Source organism: Agromyces bracchium (genome assembly GCF_009709675.1).
Taxonomy (GTDB): domain Bacteria; phylum Actinomycetota; class Actinomycetes; order Actinomycetales; family Microbacteriaceae; genus Agromyces; species Agromyces bracchium.
This window is the reverse complement of sequence record NZ_WMLB01000025.1, coordinates 277642-292742: the sequence shown is the minus strand read 5'-3', so window position 1 is coordinate 292742 and position 15101 is coordinate 277642. Positions and strand designations below refer to the sequence as shown.

Below are 15101 nucleotides of genomic sequence, written 5' to 3'. Positions count from 1 at the left end.
CGGGATGTCGCGGGTCGGCCGGACACGGCACCAGGCGCGTCCTCGCCTGACCCCGCGCGGGATCGCGCTCATGGTCGTCGGCGGCATCCTCTTCGGTTTGGCGCTCTGGTTCGACCTCCGCGACATCCTCCTCCTCGCCTCGGTCGGCATCGCGATGCCGCTCGCGGCGCTCGGCTTCCTCGCCGTGCGGCCGCCGCGACTCGCGGTCCACCGCACCTTCGAGCCGCCGATCGTCGCGGCGGGGCATTCGACGACGGTCCGGTTGCGCGTGCACAACCGCAGCCGCCGCGCGTTCGACGGCGCGCACTGGCGCGACCTCGCCTCACCGGCGCTCCGGCCGCCGCCCGAGGCGATCCTCCCCGCGCTCGGGCGCACGGAGGGCGTGCTGCCCTCGGGCGACGACACGGTCGGATTGGAGTATCGGATGCGGACGCCGCGGCGCGGCGTGTTCGACGTGGGGCCGCTGCGGGTGAGCGTGACCGACCCCTTCGGCCTCGCCCGCATCGATCGCGTCGCCGGCGGCGCGAGGGACCTGGTGGTGACCCCGAGGGTCACGCCCCTGGAGCCGGCGGTCGGACTGCTCGCGAGCGTCGACGGCACGGTGCACGCGCTCCAGCGCCGCACGCGCCCGAACAGCGACGAGCTCATCGCGCGCGAGTACCGGTACGGCGATCCGCTCCGACGCGTGCACTGGGCCGCCACGGCACGTCGCGGCGAGCTCATGGTGCGCGACGAGGAGCAGCGCGGCGACCCGGAGCTCCGCATCCTCCTCGACACGGCGCTCGGCGGCCGCGTGTCGCATCCGGCGTCGGGTGCGCGCGACGCCGCAGGCGCCCTCGATCCCGCGTTCGAGCTCGGCGTCGAGATCGCCGCATCGCTCGGCGTGCACCTGCTCGGCCGAGGGTTCCGGGTGCGGCTCGACCCGGTCGATGATCCCGCGGCCCACCTCGAGCCGATCGCGCCGGAGGCGGGCGGCTACCGATCACCGGGCGGCGATGTCGCACTGCTCGAGGACCTCGCCCGGCTGGAGCCGCCGCGACGGGAGACGCCCCGCGGCGAGCCGCGCGAGACCAAGCGGCATCCGACCGCGCCCGTGGCCCCGGTGCGCCGCGACATGCGGATGCCGGCGATCGCGGTGCTGGTCGACCCGTCCGGCGATGCCGCCGAGACGCTCGTCGCGCTGCGTCCGTCCGTCGAGCCCGCGATCGCGTTCGCCGCCGACAGCGTCTCCGCGCGGATCGTCGACCGGCTCGAGGAGGCGGACTGGCGGGTCATCCGGGTCCGTCGCGCGGCCGACCTGCCGGCGGCGTGGCAGGAGGCCTGGCGGTCCGCTCGCGAGGCCGTGCGATCGGGAGGCCGCAATGGGTCCTGACCGCTATCCGTTGACGCGCGCGCAGTCGATCGCGCTGTCGGGGGCGAGCCTGCTGCTGCTGCTCGTGGCGACCACCGCGCTCGGGCCGTTGATCGCGGGCAGCGGATGGTGGTGGGCCGGCGCCGTCGTCGCGGTCGCGGTGATCGGCGGCGGAGCGGGGCTCCGCGCCCTCCGCACCCCGCCCTCGCTGGTCCCGCCGCTCGAGCTCGTCGTCATGCTGCTCGCGCTCACCCTGCTCTTCGGCGGTGCGACGAGCCTCGCACTGGTGATCCCCACGCCCGACACGTTCGCGGTCTTCGGCGAGCTCGCCGAGGGTGCGCGTCGCACGATCGAGCAGCAGTCGGTGCCGGCGATCCCCGTGCCCGCGCTGGTCTTCGCGATCGCGGTCGGCGTCGGTCTCATCGCCGTGTTCCTCGACCTGCTCGTGCAGACCGTGCGGGTTCCGGCCCTCGCCGCCATCCCGATGCTCGTGCCCGTGCTCGTGCCGGGCCTGTTCGTCGCGGAGGGCGCCGAGGTCCCCGCGCTGGTGCTCACCGCGGCGACCTACCTGCTGCTCCTCCGCGTCGACGTGCGGGTGCGACGCGCCGCCGAACTCGTCCAGGAGGACGATCGCGACGACGCGCCCGTGGTCAGCGCGCCGAAGCGCGCGCCCATCGTCTCGACCATGGGCGCCTCGCTCGGGCTCGCCGCGATCGGCCTCGTCGCGGCATCCGTCATCGCCGCCGCGACGCCGAGCGTCAGCACCAGCTTCCTGGTCGGCACCGGCGGCCCGGCCACGCTCTTCGCGCGCGGAGTGAGCCCGTACGTCGACCTCGGTCGCGACCTCCGCAGGCCGGAGCCGGTCCCCGCGTTCTCGTACGTCTCACCGGAGGGCGAGCGGCCGTACTTCACGCTGCTCACGGTGGAGCGGCTCGAAGGGCAGATCTGGTCGGCGACCGACCGCGCGGTCGACGGCGAGAACACCCTCGGGACGCTCCCCGGCCCCGACGGGCTCGACGACGACGTGCTGGTCGAACCGCGGCCGATCGCCGTGCAGGTCGACCAGGTCCGCACCGCCTGGCTGCCGGTGCCGTATCCGACGACCGAGGTCAGCGGCGTCAGCGGGTCGTGGTTCTGGGACCAGGGCACGCTGAACGTCCGCAGCGTCGACACCACCACGCTGGGACAGCAGTACCGGCTGACGCACCTCGACGTGCAACCCGACGTCGCGCAGCTGCGTTCCGCGCCGGCCGCGCCATCCGACGCGGTCGCCGAGATGACGCGGCGCCTGCCCGCCGACCTGCCGCCGATCATCGCGGAGACCGCCGCGTCGGTCACCGCGTCGGCCGCGACGCGCTACGACGCCGCGGTCGCGATCCAGGCGTTCCTGCGCGGCTCGGACTTCGAGTACTCGGAGAGCGCGCCGGTGGCGGACGGCTACGACGGCGCCGGGTTCGAGGCGATCGCCGCGTTCCTCGATCAGCGCGCGGGCTACTGCGTGCACTTCGCCTCGACGATGGCCGTGCTCGCGCGCGAGGTCGGCATCCCGTCGCGCATCTCGATCGGGTACACGGCAGGGACGCCCGGTGACGAGCGCGTGGACGGCGAGGTCGTGATCGAGGTCGACTCGCACGACCTGCACGCGTGGCCCGAGCTCTACTTCGAGGGCGTCGGGTGGGTGCCCTTCGAGCCCACGCCGGGTCGGGGCAACGTGCCCGACTACTCGCGGCCGAACGCCGGACAGGACACCCCGGGGGTCGTCCCGACCGGCCCGGCCGCGACGCCCGGAGCGACGGGTCGGCCGGAGGGCGACCCCGACCGCGCGCTCGGCGGCCCCGGCGGCGCGCAGTCGGTCGGCGCCCAGACCGCGCAGCTCGCGATGATCGGCCTCGCCGTGGCGTTCGTCCTGCTGATCCCGGCGATGATCCGCGTCGGGATCCGCGCGGCACGCCGTCGGCGGATCCGCTCCGGTGAGCGACCGGCGGATGCCGCGTGGCGCGAGCTCCTCGCGACCGCCGTGGACCTCGGGCTGCCGGTCGATCCGAGACGCACGGTGCGGGGGGTCGCCGCCGAGCTCGCCGAGCGTCCAGCGTTCCGGTCCGATGCGGAGTCGCCGCCCGGCGAGCGCGTCGGGCCGCGCGCCGCACTCGAGCGCGTCCGCGACGCGGTCGAACGCGAGCGGTACGGGCGCGTGCGCGGGACCCGAGGCGCCGCAGCCGGCGTCGCTGCGGCCGGCGGCCCGGGCGCAGGCGCCACGGCCGCCGGCGGCGCAACGCCGCCCGCGCCGGCGGGCGGCTCCGGCGAGCACGACGAGCGCGAGCATGCGCGCCGGGCCGCGCTGGCGGCCGACCTCGCGTCGGTCTGCGACGCGCTCCGCGTCGACGCGCCCGGCGCCCGTCGCGCCGCCGCGGTGCTCCTGCCCGCATCGCTCCGGCCGTCGGCGCGCGTCGCGCTCGGCCGACCCGTGCCGCCCGGCGAGTAGGATCGTCGTTCGTGGCCGTACAGCATTCCCCTTTCCGCATCAACGTGCGCGACCTCGTCAACCGACCGGGCGAGATGCGCGAGCAGGAGCTCGACGTGCCCGCGCCCGAGCAGTTCGGCGAGGGATTGGTCTCGGTCCGGCAGGGTTCCGAGCTCGCCCTCGACGTGCGTCTCGAGTCCGTCCACGAGGGCATCCTCGCGACCGCGGAGGTCGACGCGACGGCCGAGGGCGAGTGCGGCCGATGCCTCATCGACATCGCGCTGCCCGTCCGAGTCGAGTTCCAGGAGCTTTTCGCGTATCATTCTGGGGAAGCTTTCGAGTATGAGGTTCAAGACGACCACGTGGATCTTGAACCGCTCATCCGAGATGCGGTAGTGCTGGCACTGCCCTTCCAGCCGGTGTGCCGGCCTGACTGCCCGGGTCTCGACCCCGAGACCGGACAGCGTCTGGCCGATCATCCGGAACTCGTCACCCCTGAAGAGAACGACCCGCGTTGGGCTGCGCTCGCAGGGTTCACGGCTTCCGAAGACGAGGGCGCGGATGCTGCATCCGACGCCGACCAGCAGAGAGATTGAGAGAGAGTCATGGCTGTTCCCAAGCGGAAGAAGTCACGCGCCAACACCCACGCGCGCCGTTCGCAGTGGAAGGCCGAGGCCCCCACGCTCGTCAAGACCGTCGAGAACGGCAAGGTCACCTACAGCCTTCCCCACCGCGCACGCGTGGTCGAGGACTCGGCGGGCACCCCGCTCTTCCTCGAGTACAAGGGCCGCAAGGTCGCCGACGTCTAGTCGGCCCGTGAACGACGAACGACCGGTCGTGAGGCGCGCGGAGCGCACGGACACCGGGGCCGACGAGCTCGTCGAGCTGCAGCGCACGCTGCGGGTCGAGCTCGACCCCGAACTCCTGCTCCTGGCGCTCACGCACCGGTCGTTCGCGTACGAGAACGGCGGCATCCCGACCAACGAGCGCCTGGAGTTCCTCGGCGACTCGATCCTCGGGCAGGCCGTGACGGTGAAGCTGTTCACCGACCATCCCGAACTCGACGAGGGCGAGCTGGCCAAGCGCCGGGCGAGCCTCGTCTCGAGTGTCGCGCTCGCCGAGGTCGCGCGCACCATCGGGCTCGGCCCGTACATCCGCCTCGGTCGCGGCGAGACCATGACCGGCGGGGCCGACAAGCCGTCGATCCTCGCCGACACCGTCGAGGCGATCATCGGCGCGGTCTACCTCTCGCGGGGCGGCGAGATCGCGACCGACTTCGTGCTGCGGCTCATCACGCCGCTCATGCGCGACCCCGACCGGTTCGGGGCGGCGATGGACCCGAAGACGAGCCTGCAGGAGATCGCCGCACGGCGCGGCGCGACGGCGCCGTCGTACACGGTGAGCGCGAGCGGGCCCGACCACGACAAGCACTTCGTCGCGACGGTCACCGTCGCGGGGCTGGTCTCGGCGTCGGGCGAGGGCTCCAGCAAGAAGCAGGCGGAGATGGCCGCCGCGCTCGAGGCCTGGACCACCCTGAACGTCGGCTGACGTGCCCGAACTGCCCGAGGTCGAGGTCGTCCGCGCCGGGCTCGCGCCCGCCGTCACCGGCGCGCGCGTCGTCGCGGTCGAGGTGCTCGACGCCCGATCGCTGAAGCGCCACGAGGCGGCATCCGGCGACTTCGAGACGCTGCTCACGGGCGAGCGCATCGAGGCCGCCGTCCGGCGCGGCAAGTTCCTCTGGATGCCGCTCGCCGGCGGCGCCGCTCTGGTCGGCCACCTCGGCATGAGCGGTCAGCTCCTGCTCCGCACCCCCGATCATCCCGGCGACGACCGGCACGCCCGGATCCGCCTCCACCTCGAGCATCCGGATCACGGTGAGCTCCGCGTCGACTTCGTCGACCAGCGCATCTTCGGCTCGATGGCGATCGATCGACTGCTCCCCACGTCCGACGGGCGCACGGCGGGGTTCTCGGCCGACGTCACCGGGCCGTGGGCCCGCTCGATCCCGTCGCAGGTGGCGCACATCGCGCGCGACCCGCTCGACCCGGCGTTCGACGACGCGGCGTTCGTCGCCGCGCTCGCCCGGCGCGCCACGGGCGTCAAGCGCGTGCTGCTCGACCAGGGCGTCGTGTCGGGCATCGGCAACATCTACGCAGACGAGGCGCTCTGGGCGGTGCGCATGCACGGCGAGCAGCCCGCGGCGAGCCTCAGCCGGCGTCGGGTCCGCGAGCTGCTCGCGGCCGTGCGCGCGGTGCTGCAGAAGGCGCTGGCCGAGGGCGGGACGAGCTTCGACGCGCAGTACGTGAACGTCAACGGCGCGTCGGGGTACTTCGCGCACTCGCTGAACGCCTACGGCCGCACGGGTCGACCGTGCCCGCGGTGCGGGACGCCGATCGTGCGCGAGGCGTTCATGAACCGCTCGTCGCATCGGTGCCCGCGCTGCCAGCGGCTGCGGGCCGGCTCGCGTGGCGGCGCCGTCGTGACGGCGGCCACCCCGCCACCGCCCGAGGTCGACCGGTCGCTCACGGCCGCTGCCAGACCGACTCGAGCGCGAACGGCCGGAAGCCGAGCTCGAGGTTGATGGCGAGCATGTGCTCGTTCTCGTCGGCGTTCCACGTGTAGATGCGCTCGCGCTCGGGGTCGGTCTCGGCGAGGCGAACGAGGTTGACGAGCTTCAGGCGCATCCCGAGCCGGTGGCCCCGGTGCGCGCCGAGCACGATCGTGTCCCACTGCTCGACCGCGGTGGATCCGTCGAGCAGCGAGAGCGCGGTGAAGCCCGCCACCGTCCCATCGGGTGCGATGGCCGCGGCGATCAGCGTCGTCCGCCCGCGCTCGAGGGAGCGACGCTCGTCGTCCCGGATCCTGGCGGCGTCCCAGCGCTCGAGCTCGAACGAGATCGCCCCGGCCGGCGCATCCACCGACATCCGCTCGCGCGCGAACGCGAACGAGTCGACGAGTTCGTCGGGTGCGTGGTCGACCCAGGCGGCGATCCGGTACGGTGCGGATGCCCCGAGCGCGGCCAGCCGCGATCGGAACTCCTCGGCACGGCCCGCGACGTCGAGCCGGCTCACCCGGTCGAGCTGCCCGAGCGCGTACCCGTGCGCGGCGCCGAACTGCGCAACCGAATCGGCGGCGGGGATGGTGGCGTCGCCCTGGGGCGCCGCGAGCCGCGGCCCGGCGCCGTCGTCGGCGCCCAGCAGGTGCTCGCCCGACACGACGAGCCTCGGGCGCCAGGCCGCTGCGGTGATGCGCTCGGCCTCGGCGAGCAGGCTCGAGCCGATCGACTCGCGCCGGCGTCCGGGGTCGACACCGACCATCGGCAGGTAGGCGGTCCGCGCGTCGTCGTCGAGCTCCCACTCGAGTTCGGCGGCGCCGACGAGCGCGTGCCCGTCGAACGCACCCAGCGCGAGGCTTCGACGGTGCCGATCGGGAGCGAGGTCGACGAGCAGCTCGCGCGGGGTCCGTGCGAGCTCAGCGGTGCCGAGCCGCTCGAGTTCGATCCGATCCATGAGCGCGGCATAGTCGACGAGTTCGCCCGCATCGGCGTCGTCGGCGGTCACGGGCAGCCGGATCGGGCGGATCTCCACGGCCACGGCGGTGCTCCCTCCGCCCCGCGGCGGGCGCCTGCAGAGCAGGCCAGCCTAGCCGTGCCGGGCCGCCGCCGGTAGGCCGGATGCCCTGATCACGGCGGGTGCGCGCGGGCCCGGCGCCGGGGCTCGGGTACGCTCATGCGAGGCATCCAGCACCATCACGCCGCGACACCGGGGGGACATGTACCTCAAGAGCCTCACCCTGAAGGGCTTCAAGTCCTTCGCGCAGCCGACCACCTTCGCGTTCGAGCCGGGGGTCACGTGCATCGTCGGCCCCAACGGCTCCGGCAAGTCGAACGTCGTCGACGCGCTCGCCTGGGTGATGGGGGAGCAGGGCGCGAAGACCCTCCGCGGCGGCAAGATGGAGGACGTCATCTTCGCGGGCACCTCCACGCGCGGCCCCCTCGGTCGCGCCGAGGTCAGCCTCACCATCGACAACGCGGATGGCGCGCTGCCCATCGAGTACACCGAGGTCACGATCTCGCGCACCCTGTTCCGCAACGGCGGCAGCGAGTACGCGATCAACGGCGAGCAGTGCCGCCTGCTCGACGTGCAGGAGCTGCTCAGCGACTCAGGCCTCGGCCGTGAGATGCACGTCATCGTCGGCCAGGGCCAGCTCGACCAGGTGCTGCACGCGAGCCCGGAGGACCGCCGCGGGTTCATCGAGGAGGCCGCCGGCATCCTGAAGCACCGTCGCCGCAAGGAGAAGACGCTCCGCAAGCTCGACGCCATGCAGGCGAACCTCACCCGACTCACCGACCTCGCCGCAGAGCTCCGACGGCAGCTGAAGCCGCTCGGCCGCCAGGCCGAGGTCGCGCGCGAGGCAGCGGGCATCGCCGCCGTCGTCCGCGACGCGAAGGCGCGGCTCGTGGCCGACGAGGTCGTCGAGCTGCGACGAGCGCTCGAGACCGCCGGGCGCACCGAGCACGAACGGCACGCCGAGCGTCTCGTGCTCCAGCAGGAGCTGGAGCGCCACCAGGCCCACATCGACCGCCTCGAGCAGGCGCAGGGCGGTGACGACGTCGACCGGGCCCGCGCCGTCAGCTTCGCCCTCGAGCAATCCGAGGCGCGGCTGCGCTCGCTCGACTCGCTCGCCCGGCAGCGCATCGCGCTGCTCTCCGCGGCCGACGAGGGCACGGATGCCGCGCCCACCGTCACACTCGCCGACATCGACGCGGCGCGCGCCGAGCTCGACGGCATCCGCGGCGGCGTGGGCGACGCGGCATCCGCACTCGAACAGGCCACCGCGGCGACGAGGGAGGCGCGGACCGCGCTCGACGCGGTCGACGAGGAGATCGCCGCTCAGGCGGCGCGCGTCAGCGCGTACGACCTCCGCGCGTCCCAGCTCTCCGGCCGGGCGGATGCCGCGGCCTCGAAGCTCGCGGCGGTGCGCGGCGAGGTGCTCCGGCACCGGAACGCCCTCGACGCGGCGCAGGCGCGGCGTGAGACGCTCGCCGCTGACCTCGCGCGGGTCGAGGCCGAGTCCGACGCCGATCCCGTCTCGGCGACCGACCTCGACGAGGCGTACGAGCTCGCCCAGGCGGCCGTGTTCGAGGCCGAGGGCGAGATCGAGCAGCTCCGCGAGGCGCTGCACGACCGCGAACGCGAACGCGACGCGCTCGGCGCGCGCGTCGGCGCGCTCTCGCTCGCGCTCGACCAGAAGGACGGCTCGGCTGCGCTCGCCGCCTCCGGCACCGCGGGGGTACGGGGCCTCCTCGCCGAGCACCTGCGCGTCGAGCCGGGCTACGAGGCCGCCATCGCCGCGGCGCTCGGCCCGCTCGCCGAATCGGTGCTCGTGGATGACCGGGCCGCGGCGCTCAGGGCCGTCGGCGTGGCGACCGACGGCGACCTCGGTCGCGTCGCACTCACCATCGCCGAGCCGGGACCCGACGCCCGCGGCGCGACGCGAACCCTCGCCGTCGACGGGCTCACGGCCGCCGCCGATGTGGTCACCGCGCCCGCGGGCATCCTCGCCCTCCTCGGCGAGGTGCTCGTCGCCGACGACCTCGACGCCGTGCGCGCGGCCGAGCCCGCGCTCGCCGCGCTCGACCGGCCGGCGACCGTGATCACGCGCGACGGGACCGTCGTCGGTCGCTACGTCGTGCACGGCGGTTCGGGACGCACGCAGAGCCGTATCGAGCTGGTCGCCGAGCGCGACCGCGCCCAGGCGCGCCTCGAGGAGGTCCGCTCCGACATCGAGCGCGCCCGCTTCGACCTCGACGAGCAGCGCGGCAACGCCGAGCACGCCAAGGAGCAGTCCAGGCTCGCGCTCGCCGCGCTCCGCGAGTTCGACGCGCAGCTCGCCCAGCGCACCGAGGCGCTGAACCGCGCACGGGTGCAGGCCGAGGCGGCCGCGGCCGAGACCGACCGGCTCGCCGAGGCCCTTCGCACCGCCGAGGAGCGGATCGCCGAGGCCGAGCAGGCCGCGACGGCGGCCAAGGACGAACTCGAGGCCGCACGCGCCGAACCGCGACCCGTGCTCGAGGCCGATCGCCGCGACGGCGCGCTCGCCGCGCTCGAGCGCGCCCGCGAGGGCGAGGTCGAGGCGCGCCTTCGCCTCGAGACCGCGCGTGAGCGGGTCCGCGCCGAGGAGGCGCGCATCGTCGCGATGGAGCGCCAGCACGACGCCGAGCGGCGCGCCGCCGACGAGGCCGCGCGCCGCGCGGTCATCCGCCGCGCCCAGCTCGAGGCCGCCTCTCGCGTCGCCGATGCCCTCCCGCCGGTCCTCGCCGCGGTCGGCCGGTCGGTCGCCGAGGCGCGCGTCGCGCTCGCCGCCGCCGAGGCCGAGCGCGCGAGCCGCAACGAGGAGGTCCACGCCGCCCGACGCGCCGAGGCATCCGCTCGCGAACGCCTGCAGGCGGTGACGGAAGACGTGCACGGCCTCGAGCTGCGCATCTACGAGAAGAAGCTCCACGTCGGCTCGCTCGTCGAACGTGCAGAGAGCGAGCTCGGCCTCGGCGAGGACGTCCTCGTCGCCGAGTACGGACCCGACCAGGCGGTCCCCGACGACACCGACGCCGAGGCCGAGCCGCGGCCGTTCGTGCGCGCCGAGCAGCAGAAGCGACTCCAGGCCGCCGAGCGCAAGCTCGCCCAGCTCGGCCGGGTCAACCCGCTCGCCCTCGAGGAGTTCGCGGCCCTCGAGCAGCGCCACCAGTTCCTCACCGAGCAGCTCACCGACCTCGCGAACACCCGCAAGGACCTCCTCACGATCATCGAGGAGATCGACGGTCGCATGGAGTCGATCTTCCGCTCGGCGTTCGAGGACACGCGCGAGGCCTTCGCCGAGGTGTTCCCGATCCTGTTCCCGGGCGGCGAGGGGCGCATCGCGCTGACGAACCCCGACGACCTGCTCACGACGGGCATCGAGGTGAGCGTGAAGCCCGCGGGCAAGAAGATCGAACGGCTCTCGCTGCTCTCCGGCGGCGAGCGCTCGCTCGCGGCGGTCGCGCTGCTGATGGCGATCTTCAAGGCCCGCCCGAGCCCGTTCTACATCATGGACGAGGTCGAGGCCGCGCTCGACGACGCCAACCTCGGGCGCCTGCTCACGACGTTCGAGAGCCTGCGCGAGGAGAGCCAGCTCATCGTCATCACGCACCAGAAGCGCACGATGGAGATCGCCGATGCGCTCTACGGCGTCTCGATGCGACAGGACGGCGTCTCGGCGGTCGTCGGCCAGCGCGTGCGCGAGGAGTTCGCCGCGAAGGCCAGCTGACCCCGGTGATCGAGTAGGCCGCCCTGCGGCCTGCCCGGTGATCGAGTAGGCCGCCCGCGGCCCACCCGGTGATCGAGTAGGCCGCCCGCGGCCCACCCGGTGATCGAGTAGGCCGCCCGCGGCCGTATCGAGATCAGGTCACGCGGTCTCGATACGCTGCCTTCGGCTGCTACTCGACCACCGGGGGTGCCTTCGGCTGCTACTCGACCACCGGGGGTGCCTCCGGCTGCTACTCGACCACCGGGGGTGCCTTCGGCTGCCACTCGACCACCGGGGGTGCCTTCGGCTGCTACTCGACCACCGAGGTCGCGCTCAGGTCAGCCGGCGGTCGCCCGGCGCGAGCACCCGGAACCAGCGGTAGCCGTACGCGTCGAGCTCGACCTCGACCCGGCCGCGCTCGTCGATCGGGTCGGCGTCGACGGCGAACAGGTCGGAGAGCACGGCATCGTCGGGCACCTCGCCGAGCTCGAGCGTCACGCGGACGGGCCGCGGGGCGAAGTTGTGCAGCGCGACGAACCGCAGGTGGTCCTCGGTGATACGGTGCGCGAGCACCGCGGGCTCGCCGACGTCGAGCAGCTCGAACGCACCCCAGCCGATCTCGGGCGAGCTGCGGTACCTCGTCACGAAGCCGCGGATCGCTGCGAGGAGCGAGTCCGGGTCGTGCATCTGCGCCTCGACGCTGACGTGCTCGGGCGCGTACCCGTCGGCGGGCGGGGATGCCGCCAGCCGACCGGGCGCGGCCCGCGAGAAACCGCCGTTGCGGCCCCCCGTCCACTGCATGGGCGTGCGCACCGCCTGGCGCTTCTCCTGCTCGCCGTTCTCGCCCATGCCGATCTCCTCGCCGTAGAAGAGCACGGGCGTGCCGGGCAGCGCGAACAGCAGGCTGTAGACCATGCGGATGCGGCGCGGGTCGCCCTCCAGCATCGGGGGGAGCCGTCGCACGATCCCACGACCGTACACGCGCATCCAGTCCTCGGGCGCGAACGCGTCGAAGACCTCCTCGCGCTCCGCGTCGGAGAGCTTGTCGAGCGTGAGCTCGTCGTGGTTGCGCACGAAGTTCGCCCATTGCTTCTCGGGCTCCAGCTGCGGGCGGCGCGCGAGCGTGTCGCGGAGCGGGGTGGCATCCTGCCTCGCGAGCGACAGGTAGAGCCGCTGCATCGCCTCGAAGTCGAACTGCAGGGTGAGCTCGGCCGGGTCGCCGTCGGCGCCGAAGTACGCGATCTGCTCGTCGTACGGCAGGTTGACCTCGCCGAGCAGGATCGCCTCGCTCGCCCGGCGCTGCAGGTAGCGGCGGAGGTCGCGCATGAGCTCGTGCGGGTCGCCCACGTCCTCGCCCTCGGGCGGCTCGATGAGGAAGGGGACCGCGTCGACGCGGAAGCCGGAGAACCCGAGCTGCAGCCAGAACCCGACGGTCTTCGCGATCTCGTCGCGCACCTCCGGGTTGGCGATGTTCAGGTCGGGCTGGTGCCGATAGAACGAGTGCAGGTAGTACTGCTCCGTGCCCTCGTGCCACTCCCACACGCCCTCCTCCTCGCCGGGGAAGACGCTCTCGGGCGGGTTCGGCGGGATCTCGTCGCGCCAGACGTAGAAGTCGCGGTAGGGCGCGTTGCGCCCGCGCTTGGCCGACGTGAACCACGGGTGCCGGTCCGACGTGTGGTTCATGACGAGGTCCATGATCACGCGGATGCCGCGGTCCCGCGCCGCACGCGTGAACGCGACCACATCGCCGAGCGAACCGAGCCGTGGGTCGACGCCGAGGAAGTCGACGATGTCGTAGCCGTCGTCCTGATCGGGCGAGGGCTGGAACGGCATGAGCCAGATGCACGTGACGCCGAGCTCGGCGAGGTGGTCGAGCCGGTTGGCGAGCCCCTCGAAGTCACCCGACCCGTCGTCGTTCCAGTCCATGAACGTCTCGACGTCGAGGCAGTAGACGACCGCGGTCTTCCACCACAGGTCGCCGCGATCGGTGGCGCGCATCGGCTCAGCCCTCGAGCCCGGCCGACGGCCCCGCGGCACGGAGGGCCGGCAGGACGTGGGCGCCGAACGTGTCGATGAACCCCTGCTGCTCCTGCCCGACGTGGTGCAGGTAGATGCGGTCGACGCCGAGGTCGGCGATCTCGAGCAGCGCGTCGAGGTGCCGCTGCGGGTCCGACGAAGCGAGGAGCGTGTCGGCGACGTCCGACGGGGAGGCCTCGGCCGTGCGCTGGTCGAACTCCTCGGGGGTCGCGAGCTCCCACGCGAGGTGCGGCGGCACGAGGCTCTGCCGCCACTGGTCGTGGGCGACGGCCACGGCCTCGTCGTCGGTCGGCGCCCAGCTGAGGTGCACCTGGACGCAGATCGGCCCGCGGCCGCCCGCGCCGCGGTAGGCGTCGATGACGTCCCTGAGCGCGTCGCGCTCCTGGTCGACCGTGATCACGCCGTCGGCCCACTCGGCGGTCTCGGCCGCGGTCTCGGTGCTCACCGCCGCGGCGATGAGCGGCGGTGCATCGTCGGGGCGCGTCCAGAGCCGCGCCTCGTGCACGCTGACCTCGCCCTCGTGGGTCACGGTCTCGCCGGCGAGCAGCCGCCGCATGACGTCGATCGTCTCGGCCAGCCGGCGGTCGCGCGTGTCCTTGTCGGGCCACGCCTCGCCCGTGATGTGCTCGTTCACGGCCTCGCCGCTGCCGATCGCCGCCCAGAACCGGCCGGGGAACATCTCGCCGAGCGTCGCGATCTTCTGGGCCGCGACGGCGGGGTGGTAGCGCTGGCCGGGCGCGGTGACGACGCCGAGCGAGAAGTCGGTCGCCTGCAGCGCGGCGCCGAGCCACGACCACGCGTAGCCCGAATGGCCCTGGCGCACGCTCCACGGCGCCCAGTGGTCGCTGCACATGGCGGCATCGAAGCCGGCCTGCTCGGCGTGCACGACGGCGTCGAGGAGCGCGCTCGGCGGGAGCTGCTCGTGCGACGCGTGGAATCCGACGAGGGGCATGGGGTCTCCTTCCGTCAGCGCCCGATGCTTCCGGGCCGCTCGCCGGGCGACAAGGCCTTGCGAGCGTCGCGGTCGCCCGCTATCCCGCGTGCCGCGACGCGAGCCCGCGGCATCCGTCACCCGTAGGCTGGGAGGCATGGCAGAACGCGCATCGTGGTCGCTCGGGTCGGCCCTCCGCAACGTGTTCGGCGCGAGGACCATCGACGAGGACACCTGGGACGACCTCGAGTCGGCCCTCATCCGCGCCGACTTCGGGCCGGCGGTGACCGAGGAGATCGTCGAGTCGATCAAGGCGCAGGTCGAGCGGTACAAGACCACCGATCCTCGCGACGTGCAGCGGATGCTCCGCGAGCTCGTCGAGGAGCGGCTCGCGAAGTACGACCCGACCCTCAAGCTCACCGAGCGCCCGGCGGTCGTGCTCGTCGTCGGGGTGAACGGCGTCGGCAAGACGACCACGATCGGCAAGTTCGCGAAGTTCCTCGGCAACTACGGCCGGAGCGTCGTCGTCGGCGCGGCCGACACCTTCCGCGCGGCGGCGGTCGACCAGCTCGCGACCTGGGCCGAGCGCGCGGGCGCGCAGGTGGTCCGGCCCGAGCGCGAGGGCCAGGACCCGGCGTCCGTCGCCTTCCAGACCGTCGACTACGCCAAGCGCACGGGCACCGAGATGGTCATCATCGACACGGCCGGCCGCCTGCACACCAAGGGCGGGCTCATGGACGAGCTCGGCAAGATCCGTCGCGTCGTCGAGAAGCAGGCGCCGATCAGCGAGGTGCTGCTCGTGCTCGACGCGACCACCGGGCAGAACGGGCTCGCGCAGGCCGAGGCGTTCATCCAGCACGGCGGCGTGACCGGGCTCGTGCTCACCAAGCTCGACGGCTCCGCCAAGGGCGGCTTCGTCATCGCCGTGCAGGAGAAGACGGGCCTGCCGATCAAGCTCATCGGCCAGGGCGAGGGCATCGGCGACCTCACGGGCTTCACGCCGCACGTCTTCGCGCAGCAGCTCGTCGGCTGAGAAGGGG

11 protein-coding genes are annotated in these 15101 nt (G+C 73.5%); 8 read left to right on the top strand and 3 right to left on the bottom strand.

Features of this window, described 5'->3' with window-relative positions; genetic code table 11:
* Window positions 1–4 precede the first annotated feature (4 nt).
* The 6 genes from GJ743_RS12755 to mutM all read left to right on the top strand — a co-directional run bounded on the left by GJ743_RS12755 (window position 5) and on the right by mutM (window position 6393).
* Window positions 5–1372, top strand: coding sequence for a DUF58 domain-containing protein (locus GJ743_RS12755; protein ID WP_155052248.1), 1368 nt, complete (start codon window positions 5–7; stop codon window positions 1370–1372).
* On the top strand, window positions 1362–3833 hold the full coding sequence (locus GJ743_RS12750; protein WP_155052247.1) for a transglutaminase family protein: 2472 nt from the start codon (window positions 1362–1364) through the stop codon (window positions 3831–3833). The genes GJ743_RS12755 and GJ743_RS12750 overlap by 11 nt, the downstream gene beginning before the upstream one ends.
* A 74-nt stretch (window positions 3834–3907) precedes the next feature.
* Complete coding sequence (locus GJ743_RS12745) at window positions 3908–4408, top strand: YceD family protein (protein WP_155052344.1); 501 nt, start codon at window positions 3908–3910, stop codon at window positions 4406–4408.
* 9 nt (window positions 4409–4417) lie between these two features.
* Window positions 4418–4621 (top strand): 50S ribosomal protein L32, encoded by a 204-nt coding sequence (gene rpmF, locus GJ743_RS12740; protein WP_092669520.1) that lies wholly within the window; start codon window positions 4418–4420, stop codon window positions 4619–4621.
* 76 nt (window positions 4622–4697) lie between these two features.
* Complete coding sequence (gene rnc / locus GJ743_RS12735; RefSeq protein WP_155052342.1) at window positions 4698–5360, top strand: ribonuclease III; 663 nt, start codon at window positions 4698–4700, stop codon at window positions 5358–5360.
* A 1-nt stretch (window position 5361) separates the two neighbouring features.
* The gene (mutM, locus tag GJ743_RS12730; protein WP_328289154.1) at window positions 5362–6393 is read left to right on the top strand and encodes a bifunctional DNA-formamidopyrimidine glycosylase/DNA-(apurinic or apyrimidinic site) lyase; all 1032 of its coding nucleotides are present in this window, start codon (window positions 5362–5364) and stop codon (window positions 6391–6393) included.
* Here mutM and GJ743_RS12725 read toward each other — a convergent pair.
* Complete coding sequence (locus GJ743_RS12725; protein ID WP_155052246.1) at window positions 6335–7405, bottom strand: GNAT family N-acetyltransferase; 1071 nt, start codon at window positions 7403–7405, stop codon at window positions 6335–6337. The two genes, mutM and GJ743_RS12725, sit on opposite strands and share 59 nt — an antisense overlap.
* 178 nt (window positions 7406–7583) lie before the next feature.
* Here GJ743_RS12725 and smc point away from each other — a divergent pair, with 178 nt between their 5' ends.
* Window positions 7584–11114 carry a chromosome segregation protein SMC gene (smc, locus tag GJ743_RS12720; protein WP_155052245.1) on the top strand — a complete coding sequence of 1177 codons (3531 nt, stop codon included), beginning with the start codon at window positions 7584–7586 and terminating at the stop codon, window positions 11112–11114.
* 312 nt (window positions 11115–11426) lie between these two features.
* Here the strand turns inward: smc and GJ743_RS12715 are convergent, their stop codons facing one another.
* Together GJ743_RS12715 and GJ743_RS12710 are read right to left on the bottom strand one after the other, a co-directional pair.
* Window positions 11427–13091 (bottom strand): alpha-amylase family protein, encoded by a 1665-nt coding sequence (locus tag GJ743_RS12715; RefSeq protein WP_155052244.1) that lies wholly within the window; start codon window positions 13089–13091, stop codon window positions 11427–11429.
* A gap of 4 nt (window positions 13092–13095) precedes the next feature.
* Window positions 13096–14082: a TIGR03885 family FMN-dependent LLM class oxidoreductase gene (locus GJ743_RS12710; RefSeq protein ID WP_155052243.1), complete on the bottom strand. Its 987-nt coding sequence runs from the start codon at window positions 14080–14082 to the stop codon at window positions 13096–13098.
* 136 nt (window positions 14083–14218) lie between these two features.
* On the opposite strand from GJ743_RS12710, the gene ftsY reads away from it, so the two are divergent.
* Window positions 14219–15094, top strand: a complete 876-nt coding sequence (gene ftsY / locus GJ743_RS12705) for a signal recognition particle-docking protein FtsY (RefSeq protein ID WP_155052242.1) — start codon at window positions 14219–14221, stop codon at window positions 15092–15094.
* Window positions 15095–15101: the final 7 nt, after the last annotated feature.

Excerpts from the sequence above, each read along its gene's own strand:
- GJ743_RS12755 (WP_155052248.1), top strand. The coding sequence starts at position 5 with ATGTCGCGGGTCGGCCGGACACGGCACCAGGCGCGTCCTCGCCTGACC.
- GJ743_RS12750 (WP_155052247.1), top strand. The coding sequence starts at position 1,362 with ATGGGTCCTGACCGCTATCCGTTGACGCGCGCGCAGTCGATCGCGCTG.
- GJ743_RS12745 (WP_155052344.1), top strand. The coding sequence starts at position 3,908 with ATGCGCGAGCAGGAGCTCGACGTGCCCGCGCCCGAGCAGTTCGGCGAG.
- rpmF (WP_092669520.1), top strand. The coding sequence starts at position 4,418 with ATGGCTGTTCCCAAGCGGAAGAAGTCACGCGCCAACACCCACGCGCGC.
- smc (WP_155052245.1), top strand. The coding sequence starts at position 7,584 with ATGTACCTCAAGAGCCTCACCCTGAAGGGCTTCAAGTCCTTCGCGCAG.
- GJ743_RS12715 (WP_155052244.1), bottom strand. The coding sequence starts at position 13,091 with ATGCGCGCCACCGATCGCGGCGACCTGTGGTGGAAGACCGCGGTCGTC.
- GJ743_RS12710 (WP_155052243.1), bottom strand. The coding sequence starts at position 14,082 with ATGCCCCTCGTCGGATTCCACGCGTCGCACGAGCAGCTCCCGCCGAGC.
- ftsY (WP_155052242.1), top strand. The coding sequence starts at position 14,219 with ATGGCAGAACGCGCATCGTGGTCGCTCGGGTCGGCCCTCCGCAACGTG.